Annotated in this window: 13 protein-coding genes; 7 read left to right on the forward strand and 6 right to left on the reverse strand. The window is 60.5% G+C overall.

Features of this window, described 5'->3' with window-relative positions:
- Window positions 1-25: 25 nt before the first annotated feature.
- Window positions 26-1,420 (reverse strand): Si-specific NAD(P)(+) transhydrogenase, encoded by a 1,395-nt coding sequence (gene sthA, locus HBJ59_RS01735; RefSeq protein ID WP_076017245.1) that lies wholly within the window; start codon window positions 1,418-1,420, stop codon window positions 26-28.
- Window positions 1,421-1,655: 235 nt separating this feature from the next.
- Here sthA and HBJ59_RS01740 point away from each other — a divergent pair, with 235 nt between their 5' ends.
- On the forward strand, window positions 1,656-2,198 hold the full coding sequence (locus HBJ59_RS01740; RefSeq protein WP_076017244.1) for a chalcone isomerase family protein: 543 nt from the start codon (window positions 1,656-1,658) through the stop codon (window positions 2,196-2,198).
- A 286-nt stretch (window positions 2,199-2,484) separates the two neighbouring features.
- Entirely contained in the window at window positions 2,485-3,783 is a 1,299-nt protein-coding gene (locus HBJ59_RS01745) for an MFS transporter (RefSeq protein ID WP_076017243.1), read from the forward strand.
- Window positions 3,784-3,971: 188 nt separating this feature from the next.
- Here the strand turns inward: HBJ59_RS01745 and HBJ59_RS01750 are convergent, their stop codons facing one another.
- On the reverse strand, window positions 3,972-5,435 hold the full coding sequence (locus tag HBJ59_RS01750) for a glyceraldehyde-3-phosphate dehydrogenase (RefSeq protein WP_092247393.1): 1,464 nt from the start codon (window positions 5,433-5,435) through the stop codon (window positions 3,972-3,974).
- A 339-nt stretch (window positions 5,436-5,774) separates the two neighbouring features.
- On the opposite strand from HBJ59_RS01750, the gene mfd reads away from it, so the two are divergent.
- From mfd to HBJ59_RS01765, 3 genes are read left to right on the forward strand one after another with little or no spacing between them, the layout of a single operon-like run.
- On the forward strand, window positions 5,775-9,224 hold the full coding sequence (gene mfd, locus HBJ59_RS01755) for a transcription-repair coupling factor (protein WP_167662620.1): 3,450 nt from the start codon (window positions 5,775-5,777) through the stop codon (window positions 9,222-9,224).
- Window positions 9,225-9,235: 11 nt separating this feature from the next.
- Window positions 9,236-9,805 (forward strand): CsiV family protein, encoded by a 570-nt coding sequence (locus HBJ59_RS01760; protein WP_167662621.1) that lies wholly within the window; start codon window positions 9,236-9,238, stop codon window positions 9,803-9,805.
- 9 nt (window positions 9,806-9,814) lie between these two features.
- On the forward strand, window positions 9,815-12,505 hold the full coding sequence (locus HBJ59_RS01765; RefSeq protein ID WP_167662622.1) for a DEAD/DEAH box helicase: 2,691 nt from the start codon (window positions 9,815-9,817) through the stop codon (window positions 12,503-12,505).
- 112 nt (window positions 12,506-12,617) lie between these two features.
- Here HBJ59_RS01765 and nagZ read toward each other — a convergent pair whose 3' ends face one another.
- Both nagZ and psrA read right to left on the reverse strand, forming a co-directional pair.
- The gene (nagZ, locus tag HBJ59_RS01770; RefSeq protein ID WP_076017238.1) at window positions 12,618-13,628 is read right to left on the reverse strand and encodes a beta-N-acetylhexosaminidase; all 1,011 of its coding nucleotides are present in this window, start codon (window positions 13,626-13,628) and stop codon (window positions 12,618-12,620) included.
- Window positions 13,629-13,798: 170 nt separating this feature from the next.
- Window positions 13,799-14,506, reverse strand: a complete 708-nt coding sequence (psrA, locus tag HBJ59_RS01775) for a transcriptional regulator PsrA (RefSeq protein ID WP_003218964.1) — start codon at window positions 14,504-14,506, stop codon at window positions 13,799-13,801.
- Window positions 14,507-14,768: 262 nt separating this feature from the next.
- Between psrA and lexA the strand changes: the two genes are divergently transcribed.
- Both lexA and sulA read left to right on the forward strand, forming a co-directional pair.
- Complete coding sequence (lexA, locus tag HBJ59_RS01780; protein ID WP_003172575.1) at window positions 14,769-15,377, forward strand: transcriptional repressor LexA; 609 nt, start codon at window positions 14,769-14,771, stop codon at window positions 15,375-15,377.
- 10 nt (window positions 15,378-15,387) lie between these two features.
- Window positions 15,388-15,861, forward strand: coding sequence for an SOS-induced cell division inhibitor SulA (gene sulA / locus HBJ59_RS01785; RefSeq protein ID WP_010176355.1), 474 nt, complete (start codon window positions 15,388-15,390; stop codon window positions 15,859-15,861).
- A gap of 111 nt (window positions 15,862-15,972) precedes the next feature.
- Here the strand turns inward: sulA and HBJ59_RS01790 are convergent, their stop codons facing one another.
- Together HBJ59_RS01790 and HBJ59_RS01795 are read right to left on the reverse strand one after the other, a co-directional pair.
- On the reverse strand, window positions 15,973-16,206 hold the full coding sequence (locus HBJ59_RS01790; RefSeq protein ID WP_003218969.1) for a hypothetical protein: 234 nt from the start codon (window positions 16,204-16,206) through the stop codon (window positions 15,973-15,975).
- A 108-nt stretch (window positions 16,207-16,314) separates the two neighbouring features.
- The gene (locus HBJ59_RS01795; RefSeq protein ID WP_076017237.1) at window positions 16,315-16,836 is read right to left on the reverse strand and encodes a DUF6586 family protein; all 522 of its coding nucleotides are present in this window, start codon (window positions 16,834-16,836) and stop codon (window positions 16,315-16,317) included.
- Window positions 16,837-16,911 lie beyond the last annotated feature (75 nt).

Raw genomic sequence — 16,911 nt, forward strand, 5'->3', positions numbered from 1 at the left:
GGCTCAGGCCACCGGCCGGAGCCGCTCAAAAAAGCCGGTTGAGGCCGTCGTAGGCCGCTACCCGATAGGCTTCAGCCATGGTCGGATAGTTGAACGTGGTGTTGACGAAATACTTGAGGGTATTTTGCTCACCCGGCTGGTTCATGATCGCCTGGCCGATGTGCACGATCTCCGACGCCTGATAGCCGAAGCAATGCACGCCGAGCACTTCGAGCGTCTCGCGGTGGAACAGGATCTTCAGCATGCCCTGGGGCTCACCGGCGATCTGCGCACGCGCCATGCTCTTGAAGAACGCCTTGCCGACTTCGTAAGGCACCTTGGCCTTGGTCAGTTCGTGTTCGTTCTTGCCGATGGAGCTGATCTCGGGAATCGTGTAGATCCCGGTCGGCACGTCGTTGACGTAGCGCCAGCTGCCGTTGTCAACAATGCTGCCAGCGGCCGAGCGGCCCTGGTCGTGGGCGGCACTCGCCAGGCTTGGCCAGCCGATCACGTCACCGGCACCGTAGATGTTGGTCACGCAGGTGCGGTAGTTCTCGTCGACTTCGATCTGGCCACGGCTGTTGACCTTCACACCGATGTTTTCCATGCCCAGCTTGTCGGTGTTGCCGGTACGGCCGTTGCACCACAGCAAGGCGTCGGCCTTGATCTTCTTGCCGGATTTCAGGTGCAGGATCACACCGTTGTCCAGGCCTTCGACCCGCTCGTACTCTTCGTTGTGGCGCACAGTGATGTTGTTGTTGCTGAAGTGGTAACTCAACGCCTGGGAAATTTCCGAGTCGAGGAAGCTCAGCAACTGGTCGCGGTTATCCACCAGCTCGACCAATACACCCAGGCCGCTGAAGATCGAGGCGTATTCACAGCCGATCACGCCGGCGCCATAGATGATCAGTTTGCGCGGGGTGTGGCCCAGGCTGAGGATGGTGTCGCTATCGTAGATACGCGGGTGGTGGAAATCGATATCCGCCGGGCGATACGGACGCGAGCCGGTGGCGATGATGATGTGCTTGGCCACCAGCTTCTCGACCACGCCGTTGGCGCAGACCACTTCGACGGTTTGCTCGTCGGCGAAGCTGCCGGTGCCGAAGAACAGGTCGACGCGGTTACGGGCATAGAAGCCGGTACGCGATGCAACCTGCTTGGAAATGACTTTTTCAGCGCTCTTGAGCACGTCCGGGAACGAGAACCAGCGCGGCTCACCAATGGCCCGGAACATCGGGTTGGTGTTGAACTGCATGATCTGGCGCACCGAGTGACGCAAGGCCTTGGACGGGATGGTACCCAGGTGGGTGCAGTTACCGCCGACCTGGCGACGGCTATCGACCATCGCCACCTTGCGCCCTGCTTTGGCGGCGTTCATCGCCGCACCTTCTCCAGCTGGGCCGGAACCCAGTACCACTACGTCGTAGTTGTAGACAGCCATGCGTACTCCTCAGAACAGGCCAGGGCGCACGGTTGGGCGCCTGGCTAAATCATGCCGCGGCCAGCGGTCATGAAGGATCAATGTGGCTCAAGTGTGTGAGCCGGGGCACAGTCTATAGAAGGCTCAACGCCGCGCACATTAACCCTTGGTCGCGTCGTAGGCCAGTTTTGCCTTTACTACACAGCGTTCGTTATTGAATTAACCTGTAGGCAAGCACCTTTCAGGACGGGCCATTATGCGACATGTGATTGTTTGTTTATTGCTGATGTTTTCGATCCCGGCGCTGGCGAATGAGGCTGATCGCCTCAAACAGGCCGACTTTCCTGCGCACTCCCGTCAACTGATTCTAAAAAACCAGGCCGTCCTGACCTATTTGTGGGCGGATGTGTATGCCGCAGCGCTGTTCGCCCAACCTGACCTGAGCGCCAAACAGGCCCTGGACCAGCAAAAAGACCTGCGCCTGGAGCTGTATTACTTCCGCGATATCGACCGCAACGATGTCATCAAGGCCGCCACCGCCAGCCTTGAACGCCAGCAAACACCCGCCGCCCTCGCCCGCCTGAAACCTGAACTGGATCAATTGCACAAAAGCTTTCGCAACATCCGCAGCGGTGACCGTTATGCGCTGGACTTCCAGCCTCAACGCGGCCTGAACCTGGAAATCAACGGCACGGTGGTGTTCAGCAGTCGCAATGACGAGTTGGCCAAGGCTTATCTGGGAATCTGGCTGGCACCAAAGGGCTTGTCCGACAGCCTGCGAAACACCCTCCTCAACTGATCGCAAAAACCTTGTGGGAGCGGGCTTGCTCGCGAATGCGGTGTATCAGTGACTCATAAGCTGACTGACACACCGTTTTCGCGAGCAAGCCCGCTCCCACATTGGATTTTCATCACCCGCAGGCCTGCGGCAATTTGCCAGCTTGCTATCGGTTTTTTGTTGCCTGTGGTGTCTTATACACATATCGTTACAAAACTGTTCAGCGCCAGCCTCGTGCCAGAGCTTCAACAGCAAGGACGGTTGCGACCAGGGATTACCAATAAGATAGCCAAAATGAGTGCATGACATGTCCACTACAACGGGCAAGGGCAAGGCGATTTTTCGCGTTGTCAGCGGTAACTTCCTTGAGATGTTCGACTTCATGGTCTATGGCTTCTACGCCACGGCCATTGCCAAGACATTTTTCCCCACCGACAGCGCTTTCGCGTCCCTGATGCTGTCCCTGGCGACCTTTGGTGCCGGGTTCCTGATGCGTCCGCTGGGCGCGATTTTCCTCGGTGCCTACATCGACCGTCACGGCCGTAAAAAGGGCCTGGTGATCACCCTGGCGATGATGGCTGCCGGTACCGTCCTGATTGCCTGCGTGCCCGGGTACGCCACCCTGGGCGTCGCGGCGCCGCTGATCGTGCTGTTCGGTCGCCTGCTGCAAGGCTTCTCCGCCGGTGTCGAGCTGGGCGGCGTGTCGGTATACCTGGCGGAAATCGCCACCCCGGGCCGCAAAGGCTTCTTCGTCAGTTGGCAGTCCGCCAGCCAGCAAGCCGCGGTGGTATTCGCCGGTCTGTTGGGCGTGGGCCTGAACCATTGGCTCAGCCCGGAAGAAATGGGTGACTGGGGCTGGCGCGTGCCGTTCCTGATCGGCTGCCTGATCGTGCCGGTGATCTTCGTGATTCGTCGCTCTCTGGAAGAAACCCCGGAATTCCAGGCACGTAAACACCGCCCTACCCTGCAGGAAATCGTCCGCTCGATCGGTCAGAACTTCGGCATCGTGATCGCCGGCATGGCGCTGGTGGTGATGACCACCGTGTCGTTCTACCTGATCACCGCCTACACCCCGACCTTCGGCAAGGCCGAATTGCACCTGTCGGACTTCGACGCCTTGCTGGTAACCGTGTGCGTCGGCATCTCAAACTTCATCTGGCTGCCGGTGATGGGTGCAGTGTCCGACAAGATCGGACGTAAACCCCTGCTGCTGGGGGCGACGATTCTGGCGATCCTCACCGCATATCCGGCGCTGTCCTGGCTGGTGGTCAACCCGAGCTTCAGCCATCTGCTGATCGTGCTGCTCTGGCTGTCGTTCCTGTATGGCTCGTACAACGGCGCGATGGTTGTAGCGCTGACCGAAATCATGCCGGTAGAAGTGCGTACCACCGGTTTCTCCCTGGCCTACAGCCTGGCGACGGCGACCTTTGGCGGCTTTACTCCGGCAGCTTGCACCTACCTGATCCACGTGCTGGACAACAAGGCGGCACCGGGCATCTGGCTTAGCGGCGCAGCGGTGCTGGGTTTGATCGCCACATTGATCCTGTTTAAAGGCAATCGGCATGAACTGCGTACCGCGCAGGCTTCGATAGTCGGCGGCGCTTGATAGGTCGCTTTCGCGAGCAAGCCCGCTCCCACATTTACCCGCGTATCACCTGAAGAGATGCGGTCGAATGTGGGAGCGGCGGTGCGACGATTCGACTTGCTCGCGAAGAGGCCCTGCCAGCCACTACAAAACCCACAGACATAAAAAAGCCCCGAACCAGTCGGGGCTTTTTCATTTACCGCTGATGCTTAGCGCGGGAATGCTGGCGGGTTAACCCCGGCCATGTCTTCCATCACACGAACCACCTGGCAGCTGTAACCGAATTCGTTGTCGTACCAGACGTACAGAACAACGCGGTTATCCTGGGTAATGGTCGCTTCAGCGTCCACCACACCAGCGTGGCGCGAGCCAACGAAGTCGGTGGACACCACTTCCTGCGAGTTGACGAAGTCGATTTGCTTATGCAGATCGGAGTGCAGCGCCATGTAGCGCAAGTACTCGTTCATCTCTTCACGGGTGGCGGCTTTCTCAAGGTTCAGGTTGAGAATGGCCATCGACACGTTCGGCGTCGGAACACGGATCGCGTTACCGGTCAGCTTACCAGCCAGCTCAGGCAGGGCCTTGGCAGCAGCGGTGGCAGCACCGGTCTCGGTGATTACCATGTTCAGCGCGGCGCTACGGCCACGGCGATCGCCCTTGTGGAAGTTGTCGATCAGGTTCTGGTCGTTGGTGTACGAGTGAACCGTTTCAACGTGACCGTTAACAATGCCGAACTTGTCGTTCACAGCTTTCAGCACCGGCACGATGGCGTTGGTGGTGCAGGAAGCGGCGGACACGATCTTGTCGTCAGCGGTGATTTCAGCATGATTGATGCCGTGCACGATGTTCTTCAGCTTGCCCTTGCCAGGCGCAGTCAGGACAACGCGGTCGATACCCGGGCAAGCCAGGTGCTGGCCCAGGCCCTCGGCGTCACGCCACACACCGGTGTTGTCCACCAGCAGTGCGTCCTTGATGCCGTACTGGGTGTAATCCACCTCAGACGGGTTCTTCGCGTAGATCACCTGGATCAGGTTACCGTTGGCGGTGATGGTGTTGTTTTCTTCGTCGATGACGATGGTGCCGTTGAACGGACCGTGTACCGAGTCGCGACGCAGCAGGCTGGCGCGTTTGGTCAGGTCGTTTTCTGCACCCTTACGAACCACGATGGCACGCAGGCGCAGGCCGTCGCCGCCACCGGTTTTTTCGATCAGGATGCGCGCCAGCAGACGGCCGATACGACCGAAGCCGTACAGCACAACGTCGGTGCCTTTGCGGGCAGCAGCGTTTTGCTGGCCAACCACATCGGCCATTTCTTCACGCACGAACTGCTCGGCGGTGCGGCCAGCGCCTTCTTTGCGGAATTTATAGGCCAGCTTGCCCAGGTCTACCGAGGCCGCGCCGAGCTTGAGCTCGCTCATGGCCTTGAGCAGGGGGAATGTTTCGTGGACGGAGAGTTCGCTGTCGTCGGCGGAACGATGGCGAGCAAAGCGATGAGCCTTGAGAATCGCGATGACTGATTGGTTGATCAGGCTGCGGCCATAGATCGAGCTCACCACGTTGTTATTGCGGTAGAGCTGACCGATAAGCGGAATCATCGCTTCAGCGAGTGCTTCACGGTCGATCCATTCACCAAGACACTGGTCGGGCTTCTGAGTCACGGGAACCTTCCACATGTAGGGGCAGAAAAAAGGGGCTACATTATGCCGCCCGACCGCCCTCGGAGCAATGCGCGCACCACAACAAAACCCCTTGCAAAAAAATATCACCGCGCTGGAGCCCAGTAAATACGTGGCTTCCAGCGCACCCCCTTCTGGGCCATTGTGACAAAGTGTCCGTAACCCTCCGAAACATACACCGATTTCGGCACTACATAATGAGTCAAAAGACGCCTTTGTTTGTCTTAGCCACTACATTTCCTACAAACCGTAATAGGCTCAGTCAGCAACTGACAGGCGGCACTCCGGGCCGTTACAATTACCGACTTTGTCGCAACGCTTGGAGCTCAACCTTCCGTGCCCGTTCTGCGTCTACCGCTTCTCCCTGCCGCGGCAGGTAAACAGCACTGGGGCAATCTGCCCGGTGCCGCCCTCAGCCTGGCCATCGCCGAGGCTGCCAGCGCTGCCAAGCGCTTTACCCTGCTGCTCACCGCCGACAGCCAAAGTGCCGAGCGGCTGGAACAGGAGCTGAGTTTCTTCGCCCCCGATTTGCCGGTGCTGCATTTCCCGGACTGGGAAACCCTGCCCTACGATCTGTTCTCGCCGCACCAGGACATTATTTCCCAGCGCATCGCCAGCCTGTACCGCTTGCCGGAACTGGCCCACAGCGTGCTGGTGGTGCCGATCACCACGGCCCTGCATCGCCTGGCGCCCACCAAGTTCCTGCTGGGCAGCAGCCTGGTGCTGGATATCGGCCAGAAGCTCGATGTGGAGCAAATGCGCACCCGGCTTGAGGCCAGTGGCTATCGCTGCGTCGACACGGTGTACGAGCACGGCGAGTTCGCGGTGCGTGGCGCGCTGATCGACCTGTTCCCGATGGGCAGCAAACTGCCTTACCGGATCGACCTGTTCGACGACGAAATCGAAACCCTGCGTACCTTCGATCCGGAAAACCAGCGCTCCATCGACAAGGTCGACTCGGTCAAGCTGCTGCCGGCCCGGGAGTTCCCGCTGCAAAAAGACGCGGTCACGCGCTTCAAGGCGCGTTTCCGCGAGCGCTTTGACGTGGACTTCCGCCGCTGCCCGATCTTCCAGGACTTGAGCAGCGGGATTACCCCCGCCGGTATCGAGTACTACCTGCCATTGTTCTTCGACGAAACCTCGACCCTCTTCGATTACCTGCCCCAGGACACCCAAGTGTTCTCGCTGCCGGGCATCGAACAGGCGGCGGAGAACTTCTGGAATGACGTGCGCAACCGTTATGAAGAACGCCGCGTCGACCCGTCCCGTCCTTTATTGCCACCGGCCGAGCTGTTCCTGCCGGTGGAAGACTGCTTCGCCCGCCTGAAAAACTGGCCGCGCGTAGTCGCCAGCCAACAGGACGTGGACGCCGGTGCCGGCCGCGAGCGCTTCCCGGCACAAGCGCTGCCGAACCTGGCAATTGAAGCCAAGGCCAGCCAGCCGCTGGAAGCGCTGTCGAATTTCCTCGGCGACTTCCCCGGCCGCGTGCTGTTTACCGCCGAGTCCGCCGGGCGCCGCGAGGTGCTGCTGGAGTTGCTGGAACGCCTGAAGCTGCGGCCGAAAACCGTCGACAGCTGGCCGGACTTTGTCGCGAGCAAGGATCGCCTGGCGATCACTATCGCGCCGCTGGACGAAGGCTTGCTGCTGGACGACCCGGCCCTGGCACTGATTGCCGAAAGCCCGCTGTTCGGTCAGCGGGTCATGCAGCGTCGCCGTCGCGAAAAACGCGCCGACGCCAACAACGACGCGGTGATCAAGAACCTCACCGAGCTGCGCGAAGGCGCGCCGGTGGTGCATATCGACCACGGTGTGGGCCGTTACCTGGGCCTGCAGACCCTGGAAATCGACAACCAGGTCGCCGAATTCCTCACCATGGAATACGCCGAGGGCGCCAAGCTTTATGTGCCCGTGGCCAACCTGCACCTGATCGCCCGCTACACCGGCAGCGACGACGCCCTCGCGCCGTTGCACCGCCTCGGCTCCGAGACCTGGCAGAAAGCCAAGCGCAAGGCTGCCGAACAGGTACGCGACGTGGCCGCCGAGTTGCTCGACATTTATGCCCGCCGTGCCGCCCGCGAAGGTTATGCCTTCGCCGATCCAAAAGCCGACTACGCCACGTTCAGCGCCGGCTTCGCCTTCGAAGAAACCCCGGACCAGCAAACCACCATCGACGCCGTGCGCGCCGACATGCTGGCGCCCAAGCCGATGGACCGCCTGGTGTGCGGCGACGTGGGCTTCGGCAAGACCGAAGTGGCGATGCGCGCGGCCTTTATCGCGGTGCATGGCGGCCGGCAAGTGGCGATCCTCGTGCCGACCACCCTGCTCGCCCAGCAGCACTACAACAGCTTCCGCGACCGCTTTGCCGACTGGCCGGTGACCGTGGAAGTGATGAGCCGCTTCAAGTCGGCCAAGGAAGTGAACGCAGCCATCGCTGACCTGGCAGAAGGCAAGATCGACATTGTCATCGGCACTCACAAGCTGCTGTCGGACGATGTGAAGATCAAGAACCTCGGCCTGGTGATCATCGACGAAGAGCACCGCTTCGGTGTTCGTCAGAAGGAACAGCTCAAGGCCCTGCGCAGTGAAGTCGACATCCTGACCCTTACCGCCACGCCGATCCCGCGCACACTGAACATGGCAGTGTCGGGCATGCGTGACCTGTCGATCATCGCCACGCCGCCGGCGCGCCGGTTGTCGGTGCGCACCTTCGTCATGGAGCAGAACAAAAGCACGGTCAAGGAAGCCCTGCTGCGTGAGTTGCTGCGTGGCGGCCAGGTGTACTACCTGCACAACGATGTGAAAACCATCGAGAAATGCGCCGCCGACCTCGCCGAACTGGTACCGGAAGCCCGGATCGCCATCGGCCACGGGCAGATGCGCGAACGCGAACTCGAACAGGTGATGAGCGACTTCTACCACAAGCGCTTCAACGTGCTGATCGCCTCGACCATCATCGAGACCGGCATCGACGTGCCGAGCGCCAACACCATCATCATCGAGCGCGCCGACAAGTTCGGCCTGGCCCAGCTGCACCAGCTGCGCGGCCGGGTCGGGCGCAGTCACCACCAGGCGTACGCCTATTTGCTGACGCCGCCGCGCCAGCAGATCACTTCCGACGCCGAGAAGCGCCTGGAAGCGATCGCCAATACCCAGGACCTCGGCGCCGGCTTTGTGCTGGCCACCAACGACCTGGAAATCCGTGGTGCCGGTGAACTGCTGGGCGATGGCCAGAGCGGACAGATCCAGGCCGTGGGTTTCACCCTTTATATGGAAATGCTCGAACGGGCGGTAAAAGCCATCCGCAAGGGCGAGCAACCGAACCTTGACCAACCGCTGGGTGGCGGCCCGGAAATCAACCTGCGCTTGCCGGCATTGATTCCCGAAGACTACCTGCCGGATGTGCATGCGCGGCTGATCCTGTACAAACGCATCGCCTCGGCCACCGATGAAGACGGCCTCAAGGACCTGCAAGTGGAGATGATCGACCGCTTCGGCCTGCTGCCGGAACCGACCAAGAACCTGGTACGCCTGACCCTGCTCAAATTGCAGGCCGAGCAACTGGGCATCAAGAAGGTCGACGCCGGGCCGCAAGGTGGGCGTATCGAGTTCGAAGCGCAGACGCCGGTGGACCCACTGGTGCTGATCAAGCTGATTCAGGGCCAGCCCAATCGCTACAAGTTCGAAGGGGCTACGCTGTTCAAGTTCATGGTGCCGATGGAACGCGCCGAAGAACGCTTTAATACACTGGAGGCGCTGTTTGAGCGCCTCATCCCGAAATCTGCTTGAAGGACGCCCCAATGCGCCTGTTCCGCATTTTGAGCTTGTTGTTGGTGGTCGTTGCCCCTTCGGCGTTTGCCGACAGCCCGTACCTGGTGGAAATGATCCTGGTGCGCCAGAACGCCGAGCCGGTGATCAATAGCCGCGCGGCGCCGGAAGACTGGGACGCGGGGGCACCTCGCCTGCCGGCCGACAAAATGAGCCCGCCGCGGCTGGGCAACATCGTCGACAAGCTCAGCGCCGACAATAATTACACCGTGTTGCTGCACCGGGCCTGGGATCAGAACCTCGGTGAACAACCGGTGAAGCTGGCCATCAGCGACGGCCAGGAACAGTTCGGTCAGTTTCCCATCGAAGGCACCCTGAGCCTGCAGCTCGGGCGCTTTACCGATATCGACGCCGACTTCTGGGTCAACCAGTTCGACGCCAACGGCAGCGTCATTGCCAGCGAACACCTCAGCCAGCAAGACGTGCGCACCAAGAACAACCAGCTCAACTACCTGGACGGCGGCCACCTCGCCCTGCTGATCAAGATCACTTCGCTGACCGCCAAGCCGCCCAGCGCACCACCGCCCGATGTCCAGGACTGATCCAGCACCATGCCCCTGACGTCGTCGTTGACCAAACCCCTGGCCCCTTCGTGGGCCAATCGCTTTAAAGAGCAAAGCCTTGAGCGCGGCCGACGCTACGCCCTGGAAAACCGTGTGCGTATCGTCGAGTCCGGCGACAGCACCATCATTGCCAGTTGCGAAGGCTCGGGCGGCAATGTCTACCGCCAGACCATTTCGCTGCGCGAGTCTGCCAAAGGCACGCTGATCCTGGTGGATAGCCGCTGCACCTGCCCCGTGCACACCAACTGCAAACACATCGCCGCAGTGCTGCTCAAGGTCCAGGAAACCCTGGCCTACCCGGCGGCGGCTCAGGACGCGGAGTTGCTGGAGAAGCTCCAGGCAGTGCTGGATAACCGCGTAGTGCTGCCGCAAGTGGTGATGGAAAACGTGCAACCGGAGCCGCGATTGTGGCTGGCGAGTATCGAGTTCAGCGCCTTCGAGCCGCGCAACGGCAAGATGCAGCGTTATATCCAGCACCGTGCAGCGTTGTCCTTCAACTATTTGGGCAACTACGTCAGCGGCCAGAAGAACGCCGACATTATCGTGCGCCAGGAACAGCAGAGTCTGCGGATCAAGCGCCACCCCGAGATTGAGCAGCAGTTTCGCGAACAACTGCGCCTGCTGGGCTTCAAGATCGCCACCCGCCAGAGCAAGGCCCTGCCGGAAAGCGCCGGCGAGCTGTTCGAGATGGTCAATGACAGCGCGTGGCTGAACTTCACGTTGAATGCATCGCCGACCCTGCGCGCCCAGGGTTGGGAATTGCAGATCGACGAAGATTTCGGTTTTGACCTGAGTGCCGTAGACGACTGGTATGCCAGCGTCGACGAAGTGCCGGAGCGTGACTGGTTCGACCTGGAGCTGGGGATCATCGTCAACGGCGAACGCCTGAGTTTGCTGCCGATCCTGCTGAACCTGATGCGCTCCCACACCGAGATCCTCAACCCGGAAAAACTCGCTCGGCGCCGCGATGACGAACTGATCCTGGTGAACATTCCCGGCCTGCCCAACGGCCACGGCCCGCTGCAAGTGGCGCTGCCTTACGGGCGGCTGAAACCGGTGCTGGCGACCTTGGGCGAGTTCTACCTGCAAGAGCCCGGTACCACTGCGCTGCGCCTGGCCAAGGCCGACGCCATTCGCCTGAACCCGCTGGAAGACTTGCCGCTGCAATGGGAAGGCGGCGAAAAGATCCGCAACTTCGCCCAGCGTCTGCGGGACATCAAGGATTTCAGCTGCGATGCGCCTGAAGGCTTGAACGCGACGTTACGTCCTTACCAACTGGAAGGCCTGAGCTGGATGCAGTCGCTGCGCCAGCTCGACGTCGGCGGGATTCTTGCGGACGACATGGGCCTGGGCAAAACCCTGCAAACCCTGGCGCATATTCTCAGCGAGAAAATCGCCGGACGCCTCGACCGGCCGTGCATGGTGGTGATGCCCACCAGCCTGATCCCGAACTGGCTCGACGAAGCGGCGCACTTCACGCCGCAGCTCAAAGTATTGGCGTTGTACGGTGCCGGGCGTAAGAAACATTTCGCTCAATTGCAGGACTACGACCTGCTGCTGACCACCTACGCCCTGCTGCCCAAGGACATCGAGCAACTGGCCGCCCTGCCCTTGCACGTGTTGATCCTCGACGAAGCGCAGTACATCAAGAACCCCAACAGCAAGGCCGCCCAAGCTGCCCGCGAGCTGAACGCCCGCCAGCGCCTGTGCCTCAGCGGTACACCGCTGGAAAACCACTTGGGCGAGCTGTGGTCGCTGTTCCACTTCCTGCTGCCGGGTTGGCTGGGGGATGTGAAAAGCTTCAACCGCGATTACCGCGTGCCAATCGAAAAACGCGGCAGCGATGTGCGATTGCAGCACCTTAATGGTCGGATCAAGCCGTTCCTGCTGCGCCGTACCAAGGAGCAGGTGGCGACGGAGTTGCCGCCCAAGACCGAGATCATTCATTGGGTCGACCTCAACGAAGCCCAGCGCGACGTGTACGAGACCATGCGCCTGGCGATGGACAAGAAAGTTCGCGACGAGATCACCCGCAAGGGCGTGGCCCGTAGCCAGATCATCATCCTGGAAGCGCTGCTCAAGTTGCGTCAGGTGTGCTGTGACTTGCGCCTGGTCAATGATGCGGCATTGCCGGCGAAAGGCAGCAGCTCGGGCAAGCTCGACAGCTTGATGGAGATGCTCGAAGAGCTGTTTGCCGAAGGCCGCAGGATCCTGCTGTTTTCCCAGTTCACTTCGATGCTGAGTCTGATCGAAGCCGAACTGAAGAAGCGTGGCGTTGCCTATGCGCTGTTGACCGGGCAAACCCGGGATCGCCGCACGCCGGTGAAGGATTTCCAGAGCGGCAAGCTGCAGATCTTTCTGATCAGCCTGAAGGCCGGTGGCGTCGGGCTTAACCTGACGGAAGCAGACACGGTGATTCACTACGACCCGTGGTGGAACCCGGCGACGGAAAACCAGGCGACCGACCGTGCGTATCGTATTGGCCAGGAGAAGCCGGTGTTCGTCTACAAGATGATTGCCCGAGGCACCGTTGAAGAGAAAATCCAGCATTTGCAGAAGGAAAAGTCTGATCTTGCGGCGGGCGTTCTGGATGGGCGGACGACGGGGGACTGGAAGCTGGGGAATGAGGATATTGAGGCGTTGTTTGCGCCGCTACCTCACAAGCAAGAAAAGCGCTGACTGTTAGATCGCCTTCGCGAGCAGGCCCGCTCCCACATTCGATCGCATTTCCTCAGTGGATACGCGGTCAAATGTGGGAGCGGGCTTGCTCGCGAAGGGCGCACCGCAGTTGTCAGTCGATCAACTGAGCATCTCGCAGCGCACCAAGCGCTGCCAGCCAACGCGGATCCTGCTTGTACTCGGTCGAAGCCACAGCTTGGCCCCGCATCCGCGCGATACGCGCCGATGGCGTGACCTTCATGCGCTGGGCAGCACTCAGCGCCAATTCAGCGGCAGCGCGATCGTTGCACACCAGGCCCATGTCGCAGCCCGCAGTCAGCGCCGCCTCGATACGGCTCGCAGCATCACCGACCACATGGGCGCCTGCCATCGACAGGTCGTCACTGAAAATCACCCCGTCGAACTGCAACTCACCGCGCAGGATGTCCTGCAACCAGCGCCGGGAGAAGCCGGCCGGTTGCGCGTCGACCTGTGGATAAATCACGTGGGCCGGCATGACGGCCGCCAACTGCTTGCTCAGGCGTGCGAAAGGCACCAGGTCATTGGCGCGAATCTGTTCCAGGCTGCGTTCATCATTGGGAATTGCGACGTGGGAATCGGCTTCAGCCCAGCCGTGGCCGGGGAAGTGTTTTCCGGTGGCCGCCATGCCGGCGCTGTTCATCCCACGGATAAAGGCACCGGCAAGCACGGCAGCGCGCTCGGGGTCGCCTTCAAATGCGCGCGTGCCTACGACTGCGCTGCGCTGGTAATCGAGGTCCAGCACCGGGGCGAAGCTCAGGTCCAGGCCGACTGCCAACACTTCTGTCGCCATGACCCAACCGCACTGCTCGGCCAGTTGCTCGGCATTCGGATTGTCGGCCAAGGCGCGCATCGCCGGCAGGCGGACAAAGCCCTGGCGCAAGCGCTGCACGCGTCCGCCTTCCTGATCGACCGCCAGCAGCAGGTCCGGGCGCACGGCGCGAATCGCGGCGCTCAACTCACGCACTTGGCGCGGGTGCTCGATATTGCGTGCAAAAATGATCAGGCCGCCCACTTCGGGCTGGCGCAACAAGTGGCGATCTTCAGCCGTCAGCCAGGTACCGGCGACGTCCACCATCAAAGAGCCTTGCAGGGCTTGGGTCATAAAGCTTCCTTAAATAACGCGCGCAGCCCGGAGCCCTCGCGAGATCGCATCGCCAGGATTGAATCTGGAAACGGACGCTCAGCGGGAGCAACGGGCTGTGGGTAAATAGCTGAAATCGGCATGGGCGGCTAGCTTAGCGGATGCAAGCGGCCGCGCACACCCGGACGGGGTTAAACCTTGGCCGGGACCGGTACCGACTTGCTGCGGGGACGCAACTGGGCGGCGGCCATGGCCTGGTCGGTAACGCCGGTTTCGGCACGCATGCCGGCGGCGAGAAACGGCACCATCAGGCGCATCACCTGCTCGATTGAGGTGTTGACGCCAAAGTCGGTCTCGGCAATCGCACGCAGGGCCTTGATCCCGGACATGCTGAACGCCGCGGCACCGAGCATGAAGTGCACGCGCCAGAACAGTTCGATCGGCGGAATACGCGGCGCGGCTTCGTTAACCAGCAACATATAGCGGCGGAATACCTTGCCGTACATGTCTTCCAGGTAGCGACGCAGGTGACCCTGGCTCTGGCTGAACGCCAGGCCCAACAGGCGCATGAAGATCGACAGGTCGTTACCGCTGCGAGGCTGGACCACCAGGGCTTGCTCGACGAGGATTTCCAGCAGGTCTTCCAGGCTTGGCTTATTTTCAGGCTTCGCCTGGCGACGTTCCAGCTCACGGTCGAGACTGATGCAGAAAGGCCCCAGGAAACGTGAGAACACGGCCTGGATCAGCGCTTTCTTGGAGCCGAAATGGTAGTTCACTGCTGCCAGGTTGACCCCGGCCTTGCTGGTGATCAGCCGCAATGAGGTTTCAGCAAATCCTTTTTCCGCGAACAACTGCTCGGCAGCATCGAGAATGCGTTCAACGGTTTCCGACTGGGCCATGGCTACTCCGCCTGACAAACACTTGTTTGAAACATACGTTTCAAGCTATGTCTTGTCAAGCCTGCAGGTCGGTTTGCGGCTGGTCGGTCACCGATTTCATGGCCATTTAATCACATTCGCCAACGTCTGTAGGCGGCGCTGTTTTAACCCTGTAGGACGGATGACAAACGACCGTCCAGCGGAGTGACTGAAAACGGTGATTGCCAAGCGCAGTCCACTGTATATAATCCCAGTCACTGTATAAAAAGACAGAGCGATCAACATGCTAAAACTGACGCCACGCCAAGCTGAGATTCTGGCTTTTATCAAGCGCTGCCTCGATGACAACGGCTACCCGCCGACCCGGGCAGAAATTGCGCTGGAGCTGGGATTCAAGTCGCCCAACGCCGCTGAAGAACACCTCAAGGCCCTCGCCCGCAAAGGCGCGATCGAAATGACGCCGGGTGCCTCACGAGGCATTCGTATCCCTGGCTTCGAAGCCAAGGCCGACGAGTCGACACTGCCGATTATTGGCCGGGTCGCAGCCGGTGCGCCGATCCTGGCGCAACAGCACGTCGAGGAATCCTGCAACATCAACCCGACGTTCTTCCATCCCCGTGCCGACTACCTGCTGCGAGTCCATGGCATGAGCATGAAGGACGTGGGTATTTTCGACGGCGACCTGCTGGCCGTCCACACCACACGTGAAGCCCGCAATGGCCAGATCGTCGTCGCCCGTATTGGCGATGAAGTGACGGTCAAACGCTTCAAGCGCGAAGGCAGCAAGGTCTGGCTACTGGCCGAGAACCCTGAGTTTGCGCCGATTGAAGTGAACCTGAAGGATCAGGACCTGGTGATTGAAGGCTTGAGCGTCGGCGTTATTCGCCGCTAACGGAGGCATCATGCAGTTCCTACAGACCCCACAACACACTCAGCTGTCGCTGTTTGAGGCCTTTATGGCCCAGCCCCTTGCGCCCATCCTCAAGGAAACGGTCGAAGCGCCCTGGAGCGCCGAACCCGAGGCGTTCAGTGAACTGTCGTTGCGCGGTGCTGCCGGGAGCTGCCTGAGCCTGCTGGCGCCGATCCTTCGCGAATTGAGCGAAGAGCAGGACGCACGCTGGCTGACGCTGATCGCCCCGCCGTCCAGCCTGACCCAGGCCTGGCTGCGGGATGCAGGCCTGAACCGCGAGCGCATCCTGTTGCTGCAACCCCGAGGTGCCCAAAGTGCGCAGCAGTTGACCTGCGAAGCCTTGCGCCTGGGTCGTAGCCATACGGTGGTCAGTTGGCTGAACCCGCTGACCACAGCGGCCAGGCAACAGCTGGTCAGCGCCGCACGTACGGGCGATGCACAGAGCTTGAACATTCGGTTGGGATAAAACGATGCGCGGATAACTGACGTCTGTCAGGGTCCGCCATGACGCGAGGCTTCTTCAGGATTGAGAAGCCGATCTTCACGATTCAATCTTACAAAAAACCGACAAACGGACTCAGTGAAGAATCCGTGGGCCGTCTTCCTTCTCCGGCTCGCCTTCAGCCAGGCGCCCTGCCATCTGCACACCTACGCTCAACATGGCTTTTGCCACTTCCACGTGCTGGCCTTGCAGGAATGCTTTTGCGTCTTCGGAAAAATCCAAAATAACCAGAGAACCCTCGTCCTCGGCCCGGCGCAACTCGATTCGGCCGTCGGGCAATTCAACAATTTCCAGAAAGGACGTTGGCATAAAAGTCTGTTCTCCACGAAAGGCCGGCATTATATCAGTCATCAGCGCGGCCTCGCTCAGGATCTGGACAGCTTTCTTTACGGCTTGATGAATGGTGCCCAACTTAACTCAGCACTCGTTCAATCCATCTCGAAACCGAACGGCCAGTTTCTTCAACTCCTGCCTCCAGCTTTCCAGCTCCTCTCGGCTTAATGGCTCAGGCCCTTCTTCGTCCAGGCTCACGGCTACGATCAGCGGCTGGGTCACATCGCCTTTGGGGGTGTGTTTCACCCGTGGCGGCTGAAACATATCGGCGTGGGCTACCAGCAATCGGGCCAGCCAGCTGTCCGGGCTCTGCGCCATTTCCACCAACTCGGCCAACTCCGGGATGGCCATGGTCTCCAGCACGTCACGGTTGATGATCATCTCTGCACGCGGTGAACCGGCCTGAGGCAGGCGATAGAACCCGGCAATCTCATGGCACAGGCCAAGCAAGGCGCCATACAGGTGGAACAGCGCCGCTTCACGCCCGGCCTGTACCAGCGCGATAGCGTTCATCTCCTTTCCTTCCTCGGCGCGGCCGAGGGCTTCCAGGGACAAACCCGCGAAGTAAATTTTCTGGTTGGTACGGGTATAGAGTTCGTTGGCCATGAAGGCAGTCTCCACAACGAAAAGGCGTAATGCTGACGGTGTAGGAGCGAGCTTGCTCGCGAAAAACCTGAGCAT

The organism is Pseudomonas sp. AN3A02, assembly GCF_011765255.1.
In the GTDB taxonomy this organism is placed as follows: Bacteria; Pseudomonadota; Gammaproteobacteria; order Pseudomonadales; family Pseudomonadaceae; genus Aquipseudomonas.

Excerpts from the sequence above, each read along its gene's own strand:
- sthA (WP_076017245.1), bottom strand. The coding sequence starts at position 1,420 with ATGGCTGTCTACAACTACGACGTAGTGGTACTGGGTTCCGGCCCAGCT.
- HBJ59_RS01740 (WP_076017244.1), top strand. The coding sequence starts at position 1,656 with ATGCGACATGTGATTGTTTGTTTATTGCTGATGTTTTCGATCCCGGCG.
- HBJ59_RS01745 (WP_076017243.1), top strand. The coding sequence starts at position 2,485 with ATGTCCACTACAACGGGCAAGGGCAAGGCGATTTTTCGCGTTGTCAGC.
- HBJ59_RS01750 (WP_092247393.1), bottom strand. The coding sequence starts at position 5,435 with ATGTGGAAGGTTCCCGTGACTCAGAAGCCCGACCAGTGTCTTGGTGAA.
- HBJ59_RS01760 (WP_167662621.1), top strand. The coding sequence starts at position 9,236 with ATGCGCCTGTTCCGCATTTTGAGCTTGTTGTTGGTGGTCGTTGCCCCT.
- HBJ59_RS01765 (WP_167662622.1), top strand. The coding sequence starts at position 9,815 with ATGCCCCTGACGTCGTCGTTGACCAAACCCCTGGCCCCTTCGTGGGCC.
- nagZ (WP_076017238.1), bottom strand. The coding sequence starts at position 13,628 with ATGACCCAAGCCCTGCAAGGCTCTTTGATGGTGGACGTCGCCGGTACC.
- psrA (WP_003218964.1), bottom strand. The coding sequence starts at position 14,506 with ATGGCCCAGTCGGAAACCGTTGAACGCATTCTCGATGCTGCCGAGCAG.
- lexA (WP_003172575.1), top strand. The coding sequence starts at position 14,769 with ATGCTAAAACTGACGCCACGCCAAGCTGAGATTCTGGCTTTTATCAAG.
- sulA (WP_010176355.1), top strand. The coding sequence starts at position 15,388 with ATGCAGTTCCTACAGACCCCACAACACACTCAGCTGTCGCTGTTTGAG.
- HBJ59_RS01790 (WP_003218969.1), bottom strand. The coding sequence starts at position 16,206 with ATGCCAACGTCCTTTCTGGAAATTGTTGAATTGCCCGACGGCCGAATC.
- HBJ59_RS01795 (WP_076017237.1), bottom strand. The coding sequence starts at position 16,836 with ATGGCCAACGAACTCTATACCCGTACCAACCAGAAAATTTACTTCGCG.